The organism is Acidimicrobiia bacterium, assembly GCA_040878325.1.
Classification (GTDB): Bacteria; Actinomycetota; Acidimicrobiia; order Spongiisociales; family UBA11373; genus JAUYIV01.
In genome coordinates this window covers 21557-41183 of record JBBDMM010000009.1, presented here as the reverse complement: position 1 = coordinate 41183, position 19627 = coordinate 21557, and the positions used below count along the sequence as shown (strand labels likewise).

18 protein-coding genes are annotated in these 19627 nt (G+C 67.5%); 3 read left to right on the top strand and 15 right to left on the bottom strand.

Going from position 1 to position 19627, the window contains the following annotated elements; genetic code table 11:
• The first annotated feature begins 149 nt into the window (after positions 1–149).
• Together WD184_04900 and WD184_04895 are read left to right on the top strand one after the other, a co-directional pair.
• Positions 150–1598: an iron ABC transporter permease gene (locus WD184_04900; GenBank protein MEX0826072.1), complete on the top strand. Its 1449-nt coding sequence runs from the start codon at positions 150–152 to the stop codon at positions 1596–1598.
• Positions 1595–2650 (top strand): ABC transporter ATP-binding protein, encoded by a 1056-nt coding sequence (locus WD184_04895; protein MEX0826071.1) that lies wholly within the window; start codon positions 1595–1597, stop codon positions 2648–2650. Before WD184_04900 ends, WD184_04895 begins: the two co-directional genes overlap by 4 nt.
• Before the next feature lie 25 nt (positions 2651–2675).
• On the opposite strand, the gene WD184_04890 is transcribed toward WD184_04895, so the two are convergent.
• The 15 genes from WD184_04890 to WD184_04820 all read right to left on the bottom strand — a co-directional run bounded on the left by WD184_04890 (position 2676) and on the right by WD184_04820 (position 19042).
• On the bottom strand, positions 2676–3791 hold the full coding sequence (locus WD184_04890) for a hypothetical protein (protein MEX0826070.1): 1116 nt from the start codon (positions 3789–3791) through the stop codon (positions 2676–2678).
• Positions 3775–5229 (bottom strand): NADH-quinone oxidoreductase subunit N, encoded by a 1455-nt coding sequence (locus WD184_04885; protein MEX0826069.1) that lies wholly within the window; start codon positions 5227–5229, stop codon positions 3775–3777. The genes WD184_04890 and WD184_04885 overlap by 17 nt, the downstream gene beginning before the upstream one ends.
• 202 nt (positions 5230–5431) lie before the next feature.
• Positions 5432–6931 (bottom strand): NADH-quinone oxidoreductase subunit M, encoded by a 1500-nt coding sequence (locus WD184_04880; protein MEX0826068.1) that lies wholly within the window; start codon positions 6929–6931, stop codon positions 5432–5434.
• Positions 6932–7091: 160 nt separating this feature from the next.
• A complete protein-coding gene (gene nuoL, locus WD184_04875; protein ID MEX0826067.1) occupies positions 7092–8960 on the bottom strand; it encodes an NADH-quinone oxidoreductase subunit L in 1869 nt (622 codons plus the stop codon).
• On the bottom strand, positions 8960–9265 hold the full coding sequence (nuoK, locus tag WD184_04870; GenBank protein MEX0826066.1) for an NADH-quinone oxidoreductase subunit NuoK: 306 nt from the start codon (positions 9263–9265) through the stop codon (positions 8960–8962). The genes nuoL and nuoK overlap by 1 nt, the downstream gene beginning before the upstream one ends.
• Positions 9262–9780, bottom strand: coding sequence for an NADH-quinone oxidoreductase subunit J (locus WD184_04865; protein ID MEX0826065.1), 519 nt, complete (start codon positions 9778–9780; stop codon positions 9262–9264). The genes nuoK and WD184_04865 overlap by 4 nt, the downstream gene beginning before the upstream one ends.
• Positions 9780–10514: an NADH-quinone oxidoreductase subunit NuoI gene (gene nuoI / locus WD184_04860; protein MEX0826064.1), complete on the bottom strand. Its 735-nt coding sequence runs from the start codon at positions 10512–10514 to the stop codon at positions 9780–9782. Before nuoI ends, WD184_04865 begins: the two co-directional genes overlap by 1 nt.
• Positions 10515–10659: 145 nt before the next feature.
• A complete protein-coding gene (gene nuoH / locus WD184_04855) occupies positions 10660–11784 on the bottom strand; it encodes an NADH-quinone oxidoreductase subunit NuoH (protein ID MEX0826063.1) in 1125 nt (374 codons plus the stop codon).
• Positions 11781–14189: an NADH-quinone oxidoreductase subunit NuoG gene (gene nuoG, locus WD184_04850; GenBank protein MEX0826062.1), complete on the bottom strand. Its 2409-nt coding sequence runs from the start codon at positions 14187–14189 to the stop codon at positions 11781–11783. Before nuoG ends, nuoH begins: the two co-directional genes overlap by 4 nt.
• A 1-nt stretch (position 14190) precedes the next feature.
• Complete coding sequence (gene nuoF, locus WD184_04845; protein MEX0826061.1) at positions 14191–15477, bottom strand: NADH-quinone oxidoreductase subunit NuoF; 1287 nt, start codon at positions 15475–15477, stop codon at positions 14191–14193.
• Positions 15474–16085: an NAD(P)H-dependent oxidoreductase subunit E gene (locus WD184_04840; GenBank protein ID MEX0826060.1), complete on the bottom strand. Its 612-nt coding sequence runs from the start codon at positions 16083–16085 to the stop codon at positions 15474–15476. The genes nuoF and WD184_04840 overlap by 4 nt, the downstream gene beginning before the upstream one ends.
• Positions 16086–16245: 160 nt before the next feature.
• The gene (locus WD184_04835) at positions 16246–17673 is read right to left on the bottom strand and encodes an NADH-quinone oxidoreductase subunit D (protein MEX0826059.1); all 1428 of its coding nucleotides are present in this window, start codon (positions 17671–17673) and stop codon (positions 16246–16248) included.
• Positions 17670–18128 (bottom strand): NADH-quinone oxidoreductase subunit C, encoded by a 459-nt coding sequence (locus WD184_04830; GenBank protein MEX0826058.1) that lies wholly within the window; start codon positions 18126–18128, stop codon positions 17670–17672. The genes WD184_04835 and WD184_04830 overlap by 4 nt, the downstream gene beginning before the upstream one ends.
• A 20-nt stretch (positions 18129–18148) precedes the next feature.
• On the bottom strand, positions 18149–18622 hold the full coding sequence (locus WD184_04825; protein MEX0826057.1) for an NADH-quinone oxidoreductase subunit B family protein: 474 nt from the start codon (positions 18620–18622) through the stop codon (positions 18149–18151).
• A complete protein-coding gene (locus WD184_04820) occupies positions 18623–19042 on the bottom strand; it encodes an NADH-quinone oxidoreductase subunit A (protein ID MEX0826056.1) in 420 nt (139 codons plus the stop codon). It abuts the gene before it with no gap.
• Positions 19043–19083: 41 nt separating this feature from the next.
• Here WD184_04820 and WD184_04815 point away from each other — a divergent pair, with 41 nt between their 5' ends.
• Positions 19084–19593, top strand: a complete 510-nt coding sequence (locus tag WD184_04815) for a DUF1761 domain-containing protein (protein MEX0826055.1) — start codon at positions 19084–19086, stop codon at positions 19591–19593.
• The last annotated feature ends 34 nt before the right edge of the window (positions 19594–19627 follow it).

Genomic DNA, 19627 nt, shown 5'->3' with positions numbered 1-19627 from the left:
CGGCCCCTGCGCCGGCAGAGAGCCCACTCGTGGGGACGCGGACGCCACGGCGTTCGCGTCCCCGCGCGAAGCCGCCGGCATGGCTGTGGTTCCCCGCAATCGTTGCGCTGATCCCCACCGTCGTGCCCTTCGGCTTTCTCCTCGGGCGGGTGCTGAACGACGGCGCGACCGCGGCCCGGGTGGTGGTGTCGTCGAACACGGCACGGCTCATCTGGAACACCTCCCTGCTGATCATCCTCGTAGTCGTCACGACCGCAGTCGTCGGAGTGGCCGCGGCGTGGCTCACAGAACGGACCGACCTGCCAGGGCGGAGGATCTGGAGGGTGCTCGTGGCCCTTCCGCTGGTGATCCCCTCATACGTGGTGGCGCTGGCCCTCCTGTCGGCCACCGGACCCCGCGGCCTACTCGCAGAGACCCTCGGGATCACCGTCCCCTCCCTTGTCGGATTGCCGGGCGCCTGGCTGGCGCTCACCCTTGCGACCTATCCGTTCGTCTACCTCACCACCGCCACGGCGTTGCGGCGGATGGACCCAGCCCACGAGGAGGCGGCCCGAGGCCTCGGCGCCTCGCAAGGAAAGGTGTTCCGGACGATCGTCGCGCCGCAGTTGCGGCCATCCCTTGGCGCCGGGTTGCTTCTCGTCGCCCTCTACACGCTCTCTGACTTTGGGGCGGTATCCCTGGTCCGCTTCGACTCATTCACCCGGGTGATCTACGCCCACTACGCCGGCCGCCTCGACCGCACCCCTGCTGCCGCCCTGGCCGTGCTCCTGGTACTCCTCGCCCTGGTGATCGTGTGGGCCGAACGCGCCACCCGGGGGAGGGCGGCGTATCACGGGCGACCGGTCACCCGCCCCGCCCGCATCTCCCGGCTCAGCACGCGGGGGCGATGGGCAGGGATCGCCGGCCTTTCGATGTTGGCTGTCATCTCCCTTGGCGTCCCGATCGGAACCCTGGTCGGTTGGCTCGACCGCGGCAGCGGCGCCGGTCGGCCTTTCCCGTGGGGCGCCGTCGGTGGGTCACTGGCCGGATCCCTCCTCGCCGCCCTACTGGTGGCACTGCTGGCACTGCCTACCGCCGTCCTGGTCACCCGTCACGCTTCGCGCCGCACCGCCTGGGTGGAGCGGGCGGCATACACGGTGTTTGCCCTACCCCACATCACGGTGGGCCTGGCGATGGTCTTCTTCGCGTCCCGGTATCTCGGCGACTGGTATCAGAGCCTCACGGTCCTAGTCCTCGTCTACGCCTCCATCTTCTTCGCCCAGGCACTTGGCGCGGCCCGCTCGTCCCTCCTCCAGTTGAGCCCGTCGGTGGAAGAGGCGTCGCGAAGCCTCGGGGTCGGACCACTGAAGACGATGCTCCGAGTGACTGCACCGATGGTCCGCCGGGGGCTAATCGCCGGAAGCCTGTTGGTGTTCCTCACCACCATGAAGGAGCTTCCCGCCACCCTCCTCCTCCGCCCCACCGGGTTCGACACGCTGGCGGTCGGCATCTGGTCGGCGGCGGATTCGCTGCTCTATTCGAGGGCGGCCGCCCCGGCGTTACTGTTGATCGCGGTCTCCGCCATACCGATGTACCTGCTCGCAACGAGAGAACGATGACCGACGCCATCAACTGCCGCAGCCTCTCCAAGTCGTATGCGGGCGTCGTCGCCCTCGACGACTTCTCGCTTGACGCCGCCGCGGGCCAGGTCCTCGGACTCCTCGGCCCGTCCGGCTCCGGTAAGACCACCGCCCTCCGCCTCATCGCCGGGTTCGAGCGGCCTGACGGCGGCTCGGTCGAGGTGGCCGGTGAGACAGTCGTCGACGGCGATACCTTCATCCCGCCCGAGCGGAGGCGGGTGGGAATGGTCTTCCAGGATTTCGCCCTTTTCCCGCACATGACGGTGGGCGACAACGTCGCCTACGGACTTTCCAAGGGGGCGGAGCGAAGGCGTCGGGTCGGTGAGGTGCTCGAGATGGTGGGTCTCTCCGGGATGGAGAAGCGGATGCCCCACGAGTTGTCGGGCGGCGAACAGCAACGGGTCGCCCTTGCCCGAGCGCTGGCCCCTTCACCGGCGGTGGTACTCCTCGACGAGCCCTTCTCCAACCTCGATGCCCCCCAGCGGGAGCGAGTGCGACGCGAGGTGCGGGGGATCCTCGTCGAAGCCCGCGCCACGGCGATCTTCGTCACCCACGATCAGGAGGAGGCGCTGGCGGTCAGCGACATCCTCGCCGTCATGCGCGAGGGCCGGGTGCTGCAGTCGGCCACCCCCCACGATCTGTACCGCAAGCCGGTGGACCGCTGGGTGGCCCGCTTTCTCGGCGAGGGGGAGTTCCTCGACGGCACTGTCAGTAACGGCGTGGTCGACACCGCCCTGGGGCGCTTTCCGGTCGATACCCACCTGATCGGCCCGGTCGAGGTACTGATCCGCCCCGAGCACGTCCGCCTCACAGAAGACGAGGGCGGCTCGGCCCTGGTGGTCGAGCGTGAGTTCTACGGCCACGACCAGTTGGTCACCCTCCACCTCGACGGCGGTCGCCGCCTGCTCGCCCGGGCCGGGCCTGATGTGATCTTCAACCCGGGCGACCATGCGAGATACGAGATCACCGAGGTGGTGGTGTTCGAGGCAGTCCCCAGTCACCAGTCCCCAGTCCCCAGCAAGATGGGCTGAGGGTTCACTGCTGCCGGGCGAGGCCTCAGCCCGGCGCCACGCCTGAAGCGCGCCGTTGCTCCCAGGCTGCCAGGACCGCGGCGCCCAGGCCGATCAGCAGCGCACTGAGGTAGAGCACTGCGGCCAGCAGCGGCAGCAGCCACATCGCCCCCCGCCACACCAGGGTCCCGATCACCAGGCCCACGACCATCCCACCCCGGGTGAGGCGTGTGCCCACCCAGGTGACCGCGGGGAGTGGCCCGAGGAAAAGGGCGACCAGCCACAACAGCAGCAGCACCAGTGCTACCGGAATCCCCACCAGCGTGAGGAATAGCGGCAGCACCAGGACGGGCACCAGCAACACCACCCCCAGGCCCACGAGAGCGGCGCGCCCTGGGCGGGCACCAACCTCGGCCACCGCCCGACGGGAGGTTCCCCGGAAGAGCCAGGACCCGATCATGCCGGCGACGACGAAACCGAAAACGCTGAGGATGGCGAACAACCGCGTCAGCGCTTTCGCCCACACGGGTGCGAGCGCGTCGCGACGGGTGATCGCCCCGAGGACGAGGGCGTCGGAGGAGACCCGTGCCGCCTCGGTGCCCTTGTAGAAGACGTCGCCGCCTACGAAGGCGTTGTCGCCCAGGATGAGGGAGTCCACCCGCACCTTGACGTCCTTGCCCACCGGGCCATCGATCGACATCCGCCAGGCGTGCGCCCTGATCTCGCGGCCGATGATCCCTTCGGTAGACATCTCGCCGGTGTAGAGGAAGGCGTCGCGACCGATCCCGCCGGAGATGGTGGTCTCCACCGCGGCTGCGGCCAGGTCGTCGCGGATCGCTCCTGTGATCGAAATGGTGTTGGCGGCGAGACGCACCGACCCGATCACCTCGCCGGAGATGACGGCGGGTCCGCCCACCAACCCCAGCACATCCCCCTCGACCCGCCCCGCCACGGTGAGGTGGCCGGCGATGACGAACAGGTCGCCCTGGATGACCCCCTCGACGATGACCCGCTCCCCCATCGCGTAGAGGTCCTCGCGCACCACCTCGTCCTCGGCGACGATCACGACGCCACCCACCCGCAGCCCCGCGATGAGCAGGGGGATCGCGGCTATGAGTCCGAGGGAGGTGAGGCCAAGCAGCCGATCAGAGCGGGAGCGCATCCCGCAGCCATTCGAGCAGTGGCCAGGGCACCAGCCCGGCCAGGAGGGTGACTAGCGCAGCCATCGTCAGCGCGATCCCTGCCCCCAGCGGCACGGACAATCGCCCCCCCGGAGTGCCCGGAGGCTCGGCGGCAGGCTGCATGTACATCAGCACGATGACCCGAAGGTAGAAGAACAAACCAGCAACGGTGGCCACCACGCCGGTGATCACCAGCCACAGGTAGCCGGCGTCGATCGCCGAACGGAACACCGCCACCTTGCCCACGAACCCGGCGGTCACCGGGATACCGCCCATCGCCAGCATCGTCAGCCCGAGCATCGCCGCCAGGAAGGGTGATCGCGCCGACAAGCCGGCGTAGTCGGTGAGCGGCGCCCGGCCCACCGCAGGACCTGACACCACCGCGGCAACCGCAAAGGCCGCCAGCACCTGGACCGAATAGGTGGCGACGTAGAACCACATGTCAGGCACCCCCGAGGCGCCGGCGACCAGCGCGCTGAGAATGAACCCGGCATGGGCGACCGAGGAGTAGGCCAGCATCCGCTTCAGGTCGGTCTGGGCAAGGGCGAGCAGGGTGCCGATCACGATCGACAAGGCGGCGATCACCGCCACCGCCGGCGCCCAGTCGTCGATACGGGCACCGAGTGCCACCGTCAGCACCCGGGCGAGGGCGGCGAAGCCCGCCACCTTGGCGCTGGAAGCGAGGAAGCCGGTGACTGCGCCCGGCGCCCCCTGATAAACGTCGGGGGCCCACACATGGAAGGGCGCCGCCGACACCTTGAAGCCGAGGCCCACCACCAGCAGGGCGATCCCGGCGAGGAGGATCCCCGGCCGCAGGAGCACCGTGGTGTCCAGGTACTCCCCGATCCCGTTGATCGACAGCGACCCGGTGGCGGCGAACACCAGCGCCACGCCGTAGAGGAAGATCGCCGAAGCCAGGCCGCCGAGCAGGAAGTACTTCAGCGCCGCCTCATCGGAGTCCACCCGGTCGCGAGTGAAGCCGGCGAGCACATAGAGGCTGATCGAGAACACCTCGAGGCCGACGAACAGCATCACCAGGTTGCCGGCGCCCGCCATCAGATCGGCCCCGGTTGCGGCGATCAGCACCAAGGTGACGAATTCGGCGCCCCGCCCCTCGAGCCGCCGCACCAGCGGCCACGCCGTCATCAGCGCGAGGCCGGTAAGCGGGAAGATCACCATGCCGGCGAAAGACGAGAACCCGTCCACCAGCATCATCCCGCCGAAGAACGCCTCGCCGTCGGCGCCCCGGAAATCGACCCACTGCAGCACGGAGGCGGCAGTGGCGCCAAACAGCCCCAACCCCGCCGCTAACCCCCACCACCGGTGCCCCGGATGAAACTGCACATCGACGAGCAGCAGCACGACGACGGCCAAGGTGAGGATGGCTTCGGGAGCGATGGCGAGGAGGTCGAGGTTCACGATTTGCCCTTCGGGCGAGCAATTGGCGATTGGCGATTGGCGATTGGCAAGAGCGCGCCGGCGCGCACGCTGTCTCCGCTGCCCCCTCCGTCACCGCCCCAGGCGGCCGAAGGCTGCCCGATGGCGGCGCCACCTCCCCCGTGCCTTCGGCACGGAGGAGGACGCTCTGGGGACTGGAGACTGGAGACTGGAGACTGGAGACTCATGGCTGCGGAACCTCGTACTCGGTGCTCTGCTCTATCCGTTCCAGTACCCGGTTCACTGAGGGCTCGATTCGGTCGAGGGCGGGCTTGGGGTAGATGCCGAGAAAGAGGATGAGGGCGAGCAGGGGGGCGAGGATCGCCACCTCGCGGAACCCGATGTCGCGCAGCGCCCGGTTCTCTTCGACGACGATCGGGCCGGTGAACATCCGCTGGTAGGCCCACAACAGGTACACCGCGGCGAGGACCACCCCGCTGGCGCCGACGATGGTGTAGACGGGCAGCGACAGATACGCGCCGATGAGGATGAAGAATTCGCCAACGAACCCGTTGAGGCCGGGGAGACCGATCGAGGCGAAGGCGACGAACAGGAAGGCGGCGGCGTAGCGGGGCATCACCGTGGCCAGGCCGCCGAACTGGGAGATCTCGCGGGTGTGGCGGCGCTCGTAGATCATGCCGACCAACAGGAAGAGAGCGCCGGTGGTGAGGCCGTGGTTCACCATCTGCAACACGCTCCCCTGGAGGCCGTGGGAGGTGAGGGCGAAGATGCCGAGAACGACGAAGCCGAGGTGGCTCACCGACGAGTACGCCACCAGCCGCTTGATGTCGGTCTGGACGATGGCGACGATCGCCCCGTAGACGATGCCGATCACGGCGAGCACCGCCAGCACCGGCACCAACTCCACGGCCGCCTCGGGGAACAGCGTGAGGTTGAAGCGGAGCAGCCCGTAGGCGCCCAGCTTGAGCAGCACGCCCGCCAGGATCACCGAGCCGGCGGTGGGCGCTTCGACATGGGCGTCGGGGAGCCAGGTGTGGAACGGGAACACCGGCACCTTGATGGCGAACGAGAGGCCGAACGCGGCGAACAGCCAGAACTGAGTGGTGCGGGAGAGGTCGGCGCCGAGCAGCTCCACGAAGTCGAAGGTGGGACCACCCTCCCCGCCGGTGAGGCCGAGGAAGATGATTCCGGACAGCATCAACGCCGACCCCAGCGCGGTGTAGAGGAAGAACTTGATGGCGGCGTGGACCCGGCGCTCGCCGCCCCAGATCCCGATGATGAAGTACATCGGGACGAGCATCGCCTCCCAGAAGATGAAGAAGACCAGGAGGTCGAGGCAGAGGAACACCCCGAGGATCCCCGCCTCGAGGAACAGCATCGACGCGGCGTACTCGCGGACCCGATGGGTGATTCCGGTGGAGGCAGCGAGGCTGATCGGGAACAACAGCGCGGTGAGCGCCACCAGCAGCAGCGAGATCCCGTCCACCCCGACATGCCAGCCGACACCCCAGTCGGCGTACCAGGAGACCTGCTCGACGAACTGGAACCCGGCCTCCCCCGCCTCGAACTCGACCAGCAACCACCCGACGGCGCCCAGAGTCACCAACGATCCTGCGATCGCCACCGGCAACACCAACTCCGGCCGCCGCGAAGGCAAGAACATCACAACAATCGCCCCGGCAATGGGGAGGAGGATGATGGTGGAGAGGATGGGGAAGTCCATCAGTCTCCAGTCTCCAGTCGCCAGTCTCCAGCGGGAACGGGTGATCGGGTTCGGTGCTGCAGGCGCGGGTCTTGCGGAAGGCGGAAGGCGGAAGGCGTGGCGAGCTGCGAAACGCCCGATCGCATCTCTTGCTGGAGACTGGAGACTGGAGACTGGAGACTCACAGCGCCCCCCTACTCAAGAACCACGCCAGTAGGGCCACTCCGCCGAGGAGGATTGCTACGCCGTAGGAGCGGACGAAGCCGGTTTGGAGGGGGCGGAGCCAGGAGGCGACCCGACGGGTGAGGCCGCCTACGCCTTCCACTGCGCCGTCGATGCCGCGCGAATCGAAGCGGAACGCCAGCCAGGCGGCGCCGAGTTTGCCAGAGCGGGCGAACACCTGGCCGTACACGTCGTCGAGGTAGTAGCCGCGGCTGAGGACTCGCCATCCCAGCCCTTGCTCGGCAGGGATTCGGTCGCGGTAGCGCAGGGCGGCCATCCCTATGCCGGCCACCGCGGCCACCACCGAGATCCCGGCGAGGATCCAGGCAGCGGCACCCTCGGGAGGATGGCTCAGGTGGACGGCGGCGAAAGCCGGAGCGAGGAAGTGCTCGAGCGATGTGCGGAACGGAGTGTTGACCAGGCCACCGACGATGGAGAGCCCGGCCAACGCCATCAACGGCACGGTCATCACTCGCGGGGATTCGTGTGGCTCCACCCCATCGGCCCACCGAGGGGCACCGAAGAAGGTGAGCCACATCATCCGGGTCATGTAGAAGGCGGTGAGCAGCGCGGTGAAGATCCCGACGCCCCAGAGGACTGTCCACAACCCACCTCGCTCGAACACCGCGCCAAGGATCTCATCCTTCGACCAGAAGCCGGCCAGCGGCGGGATGCCGGAGATGGCGAGCCAGCCGATCGCCATCGTGGCGAAGGTCACCGGCATCTTCCGGGCGAGGCCGCCCATCCGGGTCATGTCCTGCTCGTCATGCATCCCGTGGATCACCGAACCGGCGCCGAGGAAGAGCAGTGCCTTGAAGAAGGCGTGGGTCATCAGATGGAACATGCCCGCCACATGGGCGGCGGCGCCCACGGACATGAACATGAAGCCGAGTTGGCTGATCGTCGAGTAGGCCAGCACCCGTTTGATGTCGGCCTGGGCCACGGCGATGGTGGCGGCGAACAGCGCGGTTGCGGTGCCGACGATGGCAACCACCGCGGCGGCCACCGGAGCCAGCTCGAAGATCACCCCGGTGCGGGCCACCAGGTAGACACCGGCGGTGACCATGGTGGCGGCGTGGATCAGGGCCGACACCGGGGTGGGGCCCTCCATCGCGTCGGGCAGCCACACATAGAGGGGCAGCTGCGCCGACTTGCCGGCGGCGCCCAAGAGCAGCAGGAGTCCGATGGCGGTGGCGGTCCCGGTGGTGAGCACCGACGGGGCGGCGGCGAACACCTCGCCGAAGTCGAAGGTACCGAAGGTGACGAACACGATCATCATCGCCACGAGGAACCCGAGGTCGCCCACCCGGTTGACCACGAACGCCTTCTTCCCCGCCGCGGCCGCGGTCTCGCGTTCGAACCAGAACGAGATCAAAAGGTACGAGCACAGACCGACCAGTTCCCACCCCACGAACATCACCGCGAAGTTGCCGGCAAGCACCAGGATCAGCATGGAGGTGATGAACAGGTTCAAGTAGGTGAAGAACTGCCCGAACCGCGGGTCGCCATGCATGTACCCGATCGAGTAGAGGTGGATCAGCGTGCCCACGCCGGTGACCACCAGGGTCATCAACGCAGAAAGCTGGTCGAAGTGGAAGGCGACGTCCACCCCGAAGGCGGGGAACCACTCGAACCAGGTGACCACCAGAGGTTCACCCGAACCGGCGAAGAAGTCCAACGAGGCGAGGGCGACGCACCCGAACGATCCGGCCACCGTGAGGGTGCCGACCACGCCGGCGAGCGGCTCGGGGAGCCGTCGGCCGAACCCGGCGAGCAGAACGGTCCCGGCGAGGGGCAGGAGCACGGCGAGGGTGACCAGCGACTCCATCAGCCCTTCAACTCCGCCAACTCGTCGACGGAGGCGGTGCTCCGGCGGCGGAACACCGCGACGATGATCGCCAGGCCCACGACCACCTCGGCGGCGGCCACCACCATCACGAACAGCACCGAGATCTGGCCGTCGATGAGGTTCAGCTCGCGACCGGCCGCCACGAAGGTGAGGTTGACCGCGTTGAGCATCAACTCGATCGACATGAACATCACCAGGGCATTGCGGCGGAGGAGGATGCCGGACGCGCCTATCAGGAACAGCACCGCGGCGAGCGCCATGTACCAGCCGGGGGTGACGATCATGACCCGGCCTCCCGGTCCCCCTTGAAAAGCGCCAGGCCGATGGCACCAACGGAGGCGATGATCAACAGCAGGGCGGTCACCTCGAACGGCAGCACCCATTTGCGGAACAATTCTTCGCCGATCACCTCGACGGTCCCGTTGATCGGCTCACCCGCCGTGGTCGGCCCGGTCACCCAGGCGACCCGGCCCGCCACCAGCACCCCCGCCCCGAAGAGGGCCAGGACCACGAGCGCGATCGGCCGGTGGAAAGGGATCGACTCGCGGCGGTGCTCCTCGCGGTCGACCCCGATCAGCATGATCACGAAGAGGAACAGCGTCATCACCGCCCCGGCATAGATGATCACCTGGACCACCGCGATGAAGTGGGCGGCGTTCGACACATAGAACACCGCCACCGAAAACATGGTGAGCATCAACCCCATCGCCGAATACACCGGATTCCGAGCCCAAACCATGCTGACCGCCCCAAAGAGCGCCGCAGTCCCAAAGATGACGAACAGCACGAGTTCCACCATCAGGACTCGTCCCCAGTCCCGGACCCACTCCCAGCGCCGTCCGCATCTTCTCCTTCTTCCTCTTGCGGGAGGCGGGAAGCGGGAGGCGGGAGGCCCTCCGTGTCCTGGAGACCGGAGACTGGAGACTGGAGACTTCCACTCTGCCCCCTCTCCGGCGGTCGAATCCCCACCCCCGCCGTCGGCGTCCAGGCCACCACACCCTCGTAGGCGGCCCGGCCGGATGGCGAGGTGGCCCGCATCCAGCCGTCGGACAGCAGCAGCTCTCCCTTGTCGATGAGGATGCTGTCCGCCTCCGGATGGGGGACGTTGCCGTGCTCGTCCATCAGCAGCTCGTCCCGGGTGTAGATGGCATCGTCCCGGTTGGTCACCGACATCTCGAACAACTGGCTCATCGTGATCGCCTCGGTGGGGCACGCCTCGACGCACAGTGCGCAGAAGATGCAGCGGAGCATGTTGATCTCGTAGATGAAGCCGTACCGCTCCCCGGGGCTCACCGGGGCGTCGGGCGGGTTTTCCTTGCCACGCACGTAGATGCAGCGGGCCGGGCACACCCCGGCGCACAGCTCGCAGCCGATGCACTTCTCCATCCCGTCCGGATAGCGGTTCAGCACATGCCGCCCGTGGAACCGCTGCGGCTTGACCCGCTTCTCCTTCGGGTACTGAGTGGTGACCTTCTTCTTGAAGATCTGCCTGAGAGTGATGGCGAAGCCTTCGAGGGGGCCGAGACGGCTCATGTTGAGTCCCCAGTCGCCAGTCTCCAGTCGCCAGGAAGAGGGCCCTCCGCCTTCAGCCCTCCGCCTTCAGCAAGAGACGGTTCATGCTCTACGAACGCGATCGCCGGTTCCTGCGGGGGGCGGGAGGCGGGTGGCGGGAGGCGAGTTATGCCCATGGGAACCACTCCGGGACTTCTACTGGCCATCCGAAGTTGTCGAGGGCCATCACCAGCGAGAAGAGGACCAGCCAGCCGATGCTGAAGGGGATCATCCGCTTCCACCCGAAGGACATCAGTTGGTCGTAGCGCATCCGGGGAAGGGTGGCCCGCAGCCATACGAACACGAAGAGCAGCGCGTAGGTCTTCGCGAAGAACCAGAAGATCGGCATCACCCAGGCAAGCCCCGAAGGCAGGCCGAGGTCGGGGCCGAGCCATCCGCCCAGGAACAGGGTCACCGCGATCGCCGAGACGTTGAACATGTTGACGTACTCGGCGAGGAAGAACAGGGCGAACCTGATCCCCGAGTACTCCGTGTGGTATCCGCCGACGATCTCCGACTCGGCCTCGACCAGGTCGAAGGGCGCCCGGTTGGTCTCGGCCACCCCGGCCACCAAGAAGATGAGAAACGAGGGTAGGAGCCAGAAGACGAACCACCCGGGGATCAGCCCCCGGAAGGAGCCCTGCTGGAGTTCGACAATCGTGGCGAGGGACATCGACCCCACCCCGCCCTCGCCCAGGTTGACCGCGGCGAGCACCACCACCGGCACCAATGCCAGGCCCATCGCCGCCTCGTAGGAGATCATCTGCGCGGTGGCCCGCACCCCGCCCAGCAGCGGGTACTTGGAGCCGGATGCCCAACCGGCGAGGACGATCGAGTACACCGCCAGCGACGACATCGCCAGGATGAACAGCAGCCCCACATTGAGGTCGGTGCCCTGGAGGGTCACGGTGGTCTCGCCGATGGTGATCGGCGCCCCAAACGGAACTACCAGGAAGATGAGGAACGCGGGGAGCAGCGCCGCCATCGGCGCCAGCAGATACATCCCCAGTTCCACCTTGCGGGGGGTGATCTGCTCCTTGAAGAACAGTTTGAGCCCGTCGGCCAGGGTCTGGAGGATTCCGAAGGGCCCGGCGCGGTTGGGGCCGATGCGGTTCTGCATGAACGCCACCACCCGGCGCTCGAACCACACGAGGAGCAGCGTGTTGACCACCAGCAGCCCGAACGCCACCACCACTTTGATCGCCGCCGACCAGAAGACATTTTCGAACAGGCCGTCGAGAAACGAAGTCATGGCGCCTCCCCCGGACCCGCCGCGGCGGACACCTCGACCGAATTCCCGCTGAGGGCGAGGGCGAAGTTGAGGGGCACGTAGACCGTCCCCGGAGCGAGCGATGGGTCGATCGCCGCGGGGAGCACCGCCTCACCCGAACCAGCGCCCACCTTCGCCCAGCCTCCGTCGGCGATCCCGAGACGCGCCGCATCGTCGGGATGGAGGTGCGCCATCGGACGAGCCGCCAACTTCGCCAGCGACGGCCCCGAGGTGACCATCGTCCCGGCGTCATAGAGCACCCTCCCCAGGTGCAGCGCGAGACCGGGCGCAGGAGAGTCGATGTCGGAGCCGGGTCGGGGCAAGGGAAGCCCGGAATTCAAGGCGAGGATGCCGTCGCGCCCGGCGCTCCACGCCAGCCCGTCCCAGGTGATATGCCTATAGGCCGGCGCCACCGCGGAGATCTCCTTGAACAGCGCATCCGCCGGGCCGCCCAGCGATCCGCCGAGCAGTACCGCGAGATCGCCCAGCACTTCGGTGGCCTGGCGTGACTGACCGATTCCCGGCGCGACCCGGTTCACCTTCTGCACCCGGCCCTCGAGGTTGGTGACGGTGCCCTCGACCTCAGAGAACCCGTCCACCGGGAGGATCACGTCGGCAGCCCGGTTCGAGTCGTTCACGAACAGATCGAGAGACACCACGAACTCTGCGCCGGCCACGGCGGCTGCCCGGTCGGGATTGTCGGCGGCGGGGTCCGCCCCGAGCAGGAGGAGGCCGCGAACCGAGCCGTCGGCGAGACCCGCCAGGATCCCGTCGGCGTCACGACCGGGCTCCGGGACGGACAGCCCCCAAGCGGTGGCGAGTTCGTCGCGGCCCGCCTCGTCGGCGAGCACCCGGCCGGGCAACAAACCGGGGACGACTCCCATGTCGACCGCCCCGTAGACGTTCCCCCTGCGAGTGACGGGCAGCACCGATGCGTCAGGGAGTCCGGCGGCGAACGCCGCCACCGCCGCAGCCAGGTCGGGCGACTCGGCCAGGCCCGGCCGGCCCACGATCGCCACCACGGGACCGGCGGTCAGGGCCTCACGCACCGCGGCGAGATCGCCGTCGCCCCGAGTCAGGCGATCGAGCAGCGCGGCGCCTTCGCCTGGCCGATACCGCACGACGTGGGTCGCCTCGCGGTCGAGGCCGGAGGCACGCGGGTGGACGACGATCAGGGTGGCGCCGAGCGCAGTCGCCGCCCGCCGAACCCGCAGGTAAAGGACCGGAAGCTCTTCCTTCAGATCGGGCCCCCACACCAACACCGTCTTGGCTCGCTCCAGGTCGCCGATCAGACCGCGCGCTTCGCCGGTGGCCATCAGCGTCGGGTCGAGGGCGTCCCCCACCCGGGCGTCGAGGTTGCCGGTGCCGATCACTCCCCGCAGCAGCTTGCCGAAGGCGTAGGCCTCCTCGTTGGTGCTGCGAGCCCCACCGAGCCCGGCGATCGCGCCCGCCCCATGGCGAGCGACGACTCCCTTGATCCCCTCCGCAGCCACCGACAGAGCCTCACCCCACGCTGCTTCGCGCAGTTCACCGTCGTCGCCACGGACGAGCGGCGTCCCCAGTCGGGCCGGGGACCGCAAGTACTCGTAGCCGAACCGACCCTTGTCGCAGAGCCAACCGTGGCCAACGGGCTCGGAGTCGACCGCCAGCAGCCGGAGCACCTCGTTCTGACTCGCCTGTACCGACACCCGGCAGCCCACGGAGCACATGGTGCAGGTGCTCTCTACCGCCTCGAGGTCCCACGGTCTTGCCCGGAACCGGTAGGGAGTGGCCGTGAGTGCGCCTACCGGGCAAAGCTGCACGGTGTTGCCCGAGAAGTACGAGGAGAACGGCTCGTCGGGGAATGTGTTGATCTGGGTGTAGTTCCCTCGATCGATGAACTCGATGAGCGGGTCGCCGGAGATCTCGTCGCTGAATCGGGTGCACCGGGCACAGAGGATGCAGCGCTCGCGGTCGAGCATCACCAGATCGCTGATCGGGATCGGCTTCTCGAAGTGACGTTTCTCTTCGACGAACCGACTCTCGCCTGGTCCGTGCGACAGGGTCTGGTCCTGGAGCGGGCACTCACCTCCGCGGTCGCACACCGGGCAGTCGAGGGGGTGGTTGATCAGGAGGAACTCCAGCACCCCTTCCTGCGCCTTCTTGACGACCTCCGACTTGGTGTCGATCACCACGCCGTCGGCCACCCGCTGGGTGCAGGCGGTGATCAAGCCCTTGCCGCGCGGGGTCTCCACTTCGACCAGGCACATCCGGCACATCCCCACCGGCTCCATGCGCGGGTGCCAGCAGAACCGGGGGATGTAGGTGCCGTGATCCTGGGCGGCCTTGATGATCAGCTCGCCGGCCGGGACCTCCACCTCGACCCCGTCGATCGTGACCTTCACCATCTCAGACACCGGCCGGCACCTCCCCGCCGATCATCGCCACCACCTCGTCGCGGAAGTTCGCCATGATCGAAGTGATCGGCGACACGGCCGAAGGTCCCAGCGGGCAGATCGTGGTCATCGTCGGCGGCCACCGCAGTCCGGGGCTGATGTTGTCGCTGACATCCAGCAGTAGCTCGAGATCGGACATCCGGCCCTGGCCGTGGAGGATCCGCTCGAGGATCCGCTCCAGCCACGAGGTGCCTTCCCGGCATGGGGTGCACTTGCCACACGATTCGTGGGCGAAGAAGCGCACCAGGCTGAGCGCGGCCGCGACCACGTTGGTGGTCTCATCCATCACCACGATCCCCCCGGAGCCGAGCATGGTGCCGAGCCGGGTACACGCCTGGATCGTGATGGGTTCGTCCAGGTGCTCCGGGGTCAGCCACGGGGCCGACGCCCCGCCGGGGATCCAGCACTTGAGGGCCTTGCCTCCGCGCACCCCGCCGCCCACGTCGTATATGAGATCGCGCCAGGACATCCCCATGACGATCTCGTAGTTGCCGGGGCGCTCGACATGACCGGACACCGAGAAGAGCCGGGTGCCACGGGAGCCCTCGGGACCGATGGCGTCGTAGGCGGCCCCCCCGTGAGTGACGATCCAGGGGAGATTCGAGATCGTCTCGACGTTGTTGACGATCGTCGGCTGGGCGTATAGGCCGGCCACCGCCGGGAACGGGGGCTTGATCCGCGGCTCCCCCCGCAACCCCTCGAGGCTGTTGAGCAGGGCGGTTTCCTCCCCACAGATGTACGCCCCGGCGCCGAGGTGAATCGTCACCTCGAGGGCGAAGCCGCTGCCGAGCACGTCGTCGCCGATGTATCCGGCGGTGCGCGCCTCCTCGATCGCAGCGTGCAGACGGCGGGCGGGCCGGGGATATTCGCCGCGGATGTACACGAAGGCGCGGTTGGCGTTCAGTGCGTAAGCTGCGATGACGATGCCTTCGACCAACTGATGGGGATCGCGCTCGAGCAACTGCCGGTCCTTGAAGGTGCCGGGCTCGGACTCGTCGGCATTGATCACCAGGTAGCGGGGAGTCGCCGGGGCGAGGAAACCCCACTTCACGCCGGTGGGAAACCCGGCTCCGCCCCGGCCGGCGAGGTTCGAGGCTTTGACCTCCGCGGCGATCTCCTCCGGCTTCATCTTGAGCGCCTTGCGCAGCGCCTCATACCCCCCGGTCGCCTCGTACCGGGCGATGGTGTGCGAATCGGCGGGATGGGCGTCCATCCGTGACGTGAGGAGAGACTCGATCATCTTGAGCCTCCCACGGTGCCGTAAGGCCCGTAGGCCGGGAAGGGCCCCACCGCCTCAGCGGAGTCGGCTGGTCCCCAGTCGAAGGAGCGGGCTCCTCCGAACCGTTCCTGCAGATCGTCCGACCGCACCGTCTCAGGGCGCTCGTCGAGCAGCCATCGCACCAGGGCCCGTGCCTTGTCAGGGGTCACGCCTTCGACCATCTCGTAATCCACCTGGACCGCCGGAGCTCCGCCGCACGCCCCGATGCATTCGACCGTCTCCACCGTGATCGAGCCGTCCGCTGCCGTCTCGCCCGCAGGCACCCCCGCCTCGTCGGCGACCGCATCGATCACCGCCGAGGAGTCGAGCAGATGGCAGGAGATCGACCGGCACACCGACACCAGGTGGCGCCCCACATGCTGCTTGTACATGGTGTAGAAGGAAGCCACCGCCAGCACCTGGGCGGAAGAAACCCCGGTCCACCTGGCCACCTCCTGCATCCCTTCGTCGGTGAGCCGCCCCTCCTCATGCATCGCCATATAAAGGAGCGGCATCACGGCAGACCGCGGGTTCGGGTAGAGCGAAACAATCGCCTCGGCGCGTTCGACGGTGGCGGGGGACCAGGTCATGAGAAGTCCCCAGTCTCCAGTCCCCAGTCCCCAGTCAGACACCGGAAAGGCCCGATCGACGCGCTTCTTCTTGCGGATGGCGGAAGGCGGAAGGCGGAAGGCCACCACCCCTCGACCCTTCCTACTGGAGACTGGAGACTGGAGACTGGAGACTTCCTTCTCATCGATCCACATCCCCCATCACGGGGTCGGCGCTGGCGAGGGCGGCGATGGTGTCGGCTATCAGGGAGTCGGTGAGCATTGCGGGGAGGGCCTGGACGTGGGCGAAGGATGGGCCGCGGACGTGGAGGCGCCACGGCTTGGCGCTGCCGTCGGACACCAGGTACATCCCCAGCTCCCCGCGCGGCGACTCGACGGCCTGGTACACCTCGCCCGCCGGAACCTTGAAGCCCTCGGTGAAGATCTTGAAGTGATGGATGAGAGCCTCCATCGACTGGTCGATCCGGGCGCGAGGGGGCGGGGTGACCTTGCGATCCTCGGTGCGGGTGTCGCCGAGCGGCATCGCTTCCGCCGCCTGGCGGACGATCCGCAGCGACTGCCTGATCTCCTCGAACCGCACGATGAACCGGTCGTACACATCGCCGTGCTGGGCGGTGGGAACCTCGAACTCGTAGTTCTCGATCCCTGAGTAGGGGAATGCTTTGCGGAGGTCGAAGTCGATGCCCGACGCCCGGGCCATCGGGCCGGTCACCCCGAAGGCGAAGCATTCGGCCGGAGTGAGCACCCCCACGCCCTGGGTGCGCTCGATGAAGATAGGGTTTCCCATGAGGAGGCCCTCGTAGTCGGTGAGGCCGGCCAACACGGTCTTCTCGATCGAAACCACGTCTTCTTCCCACCCGTCGGGAAGATCGGCGGCGACCCCGCCGGGACGGATGTAGTTGTGGTTCATCCGCAGGCCCGTGGTCTTCTCGAAGAATGCCAGCACCGCCTCGCGTTCCCGCCACCCGTAGATCATCATCGAGAGAGCGCCGAGGTCGAGTCCCGTGGTGGCCGCCCACAGCAGATGGCTGGCCACCCGGTTGAGCTCGGTCATCAGGATTCTGATGGTCTGCGCCCGAGGCGGGATCTCCAGATCGAGCAGGTGCTCTACTGCCAGCGAGAACGCCAGTTCATTGTGAAACGGCGACAGGTAGTCCATGCGAGTGACGTTGGTGGGCCCCTGCATGTAGGTGAGGGCCTCGGCGGTGCGCTCCATGCCGGTGTGCAGGTAACCGATGATCGGCTTCACCCGCTTGATCGTCTCGCCCTCGAGTTCCAAGTGGAGGCGAAGCACCCCATGGGTCGCCGGATGTTGCGGACCCATGTTGATGATCTGGGTGACCTCGTCCGAGACCGCGTCATCGCCGTAGTCGTCGACCACCAGGGTGCCCCGTTGCCCGGCGAGCACCTCCGGACCCTCGTCGAGCAACATCTCCTGGGCGCCCTCATCGGTGAAGCGGCCGGTGCCGGTGGGGGCTTCGGTGCCGCTCAGCCAGAGATCGTGAGTGACGCGGCGCTCCGAAGCCGGCGTCACCAGCCCCTGCTTGGCAGCCTCGGCGATTTCCGGCGCTTCGGTGTCGCCGGTGATGATGTCGGGAGGTTTGCTCATGAGACCCGGTGCGTCCCCTTGAACTGCACGGGCACGGACCCCACCGGCACGTCCTTGCGAAGGGGATGCCCCTCCCAGTCGTCGGGCAGGAGGATCCGGGTCAAGTCGGGGTGCCCCTCGAACTGGACTCCGAACAGGTCGAACGCCTCCCGCTCGTAGAAGTCGGCCCCCGGGAAGACGCCGGTGATCGACGGCACGGATTCGCCGGCGGGCACCCCGACCAGGATGCGAACCCGTGCCGGCGGATCAATCGACAGCAGGTTGATGACCACCTCGAATCGAGGGTCGCGATGTAGGTAGTCCACCGCGCATAGGTCGATGAACATCCGGAACCCGACGTCCTTGGCGGCGTCGACGAAGCCGACCAGATCGGCCGACGGCACCCGGACGATCACCTGCCCCTTCGAGTCGCCGAACCCGGCCGACTCGAATCGCGACGCCAGGTCCTCGTACATCGAGTCGAGCGAGGGTGTCGTCATCGGATCGCGTACTCCCCCGCGCTGATGCGGTTCTGCAGCGTGAGGATCCCGTGGATCAGTCCCTGCGGTCCGGGCGGGCATCCGGGCACATACACGTCGACCGGAACCACCTGATCGACCCCCTGCACCAACGCGTAGTTGTTGAACATGCCGCCCGTGGAAGCACAAGCCCCCATCGAAATGACCCACTTGGGTTCGGCCATCTGGTCGTACACCTGGCGGAGAACCGGGGCCATCTTCTGTGACACCCGGCCGGCGACGATCATCAGATCGGCCTGGCGGGGAGAGGCTCGGAAGACCTCCATGCCGAAGCGGGCCAGGTCGTTGTGGGCGGCCCCGGTGGCCATCATCTCGATCGCACAGCACGCCAGTCCGAAGGATGCGGGCCACATCGAGCGGGTTCGGGCCCAGCCGACGGCCTTGCCCAGTACCGCCGTGAGGAAATTCGGCGGCGCCGACGGGCGAGCCATCTAGGCCGCCTCCCTCGCGGCGTCGACGGCCACCACACGCCGGTAGCGCGCCCGATGCGGGACGTTCCAATCGAGGGCGCCCCGCTTCCACACGTAGACCAGCGTCTCGACCAGCAGAAGGGTGAAGATTCCCACGGCGGCGATCCCGTACCACCCGAGGTCGACGAAGCGGGCTGCCCACGCGAAGAGGAAAACGATCTCGATGTCGAAGATCACGAACAGCATCGCCACGACGTAGAACTTCACCGGGAACCGTTGCACGGGCTCCTGCAACGGAACGATGCCGCACTCGTATGGATCGAGTTTGGCCGGCGTCGGGTTGTGAGGGGCGATTGCCCGGCTCAACACCATCGACACACCGGCAAACCCCACCACCAGGATGAACATCAATGCGATCGGGAGGTAGGCGCTCAGCGTCATGGCCTTCCAAAGGTTCGCGGTCGGCCCGAGATTAGAAGAGGTTGAGCGATCGTCCGAAACCGGGGGGTACCGGAGACCGGCGGTGTGGGGGCTGCCCGCTACCCGCTGCCCGCTACCGGCAAGAAGAGAGACGGCTGCCGGCTGCCGGCTTCGACTATCTCGGGGAAATCGACTGGCTCGCTGTGCTGGCGGGGGCCGTCGCCATCATGGTGTTCGGTTGGCTGTGGTACGGACCACTGTTCGGCAAGAAGTGGTCCGCGGCGACCGGTCAGCCGGTGGCGTCGGGCAGGCCGGAGACAAGCAAGTTGGTTGGCACCTTCTTGTACTCGTTCGTGTTCAACATCGGCATCGCTTACACCACCCCACTCGACGACATCGAGCAAGCCCTGGTCTTTGGTGGGCTCGTCATCGGCGTCCTGCTGATCGGGTCAATGATGTACTCGGCGGTGGTGTGGATGAACTACAAGATGAATGCCTACGTCATCGACCTGCTGTTCGTGGCCCTCGCCGCGGCGATTTCGATCTACGTCCAGGGACTGATAATCGCGTAGGCGGTCGGTTCGAGTCGCTCGGGGCCGGCGGAAG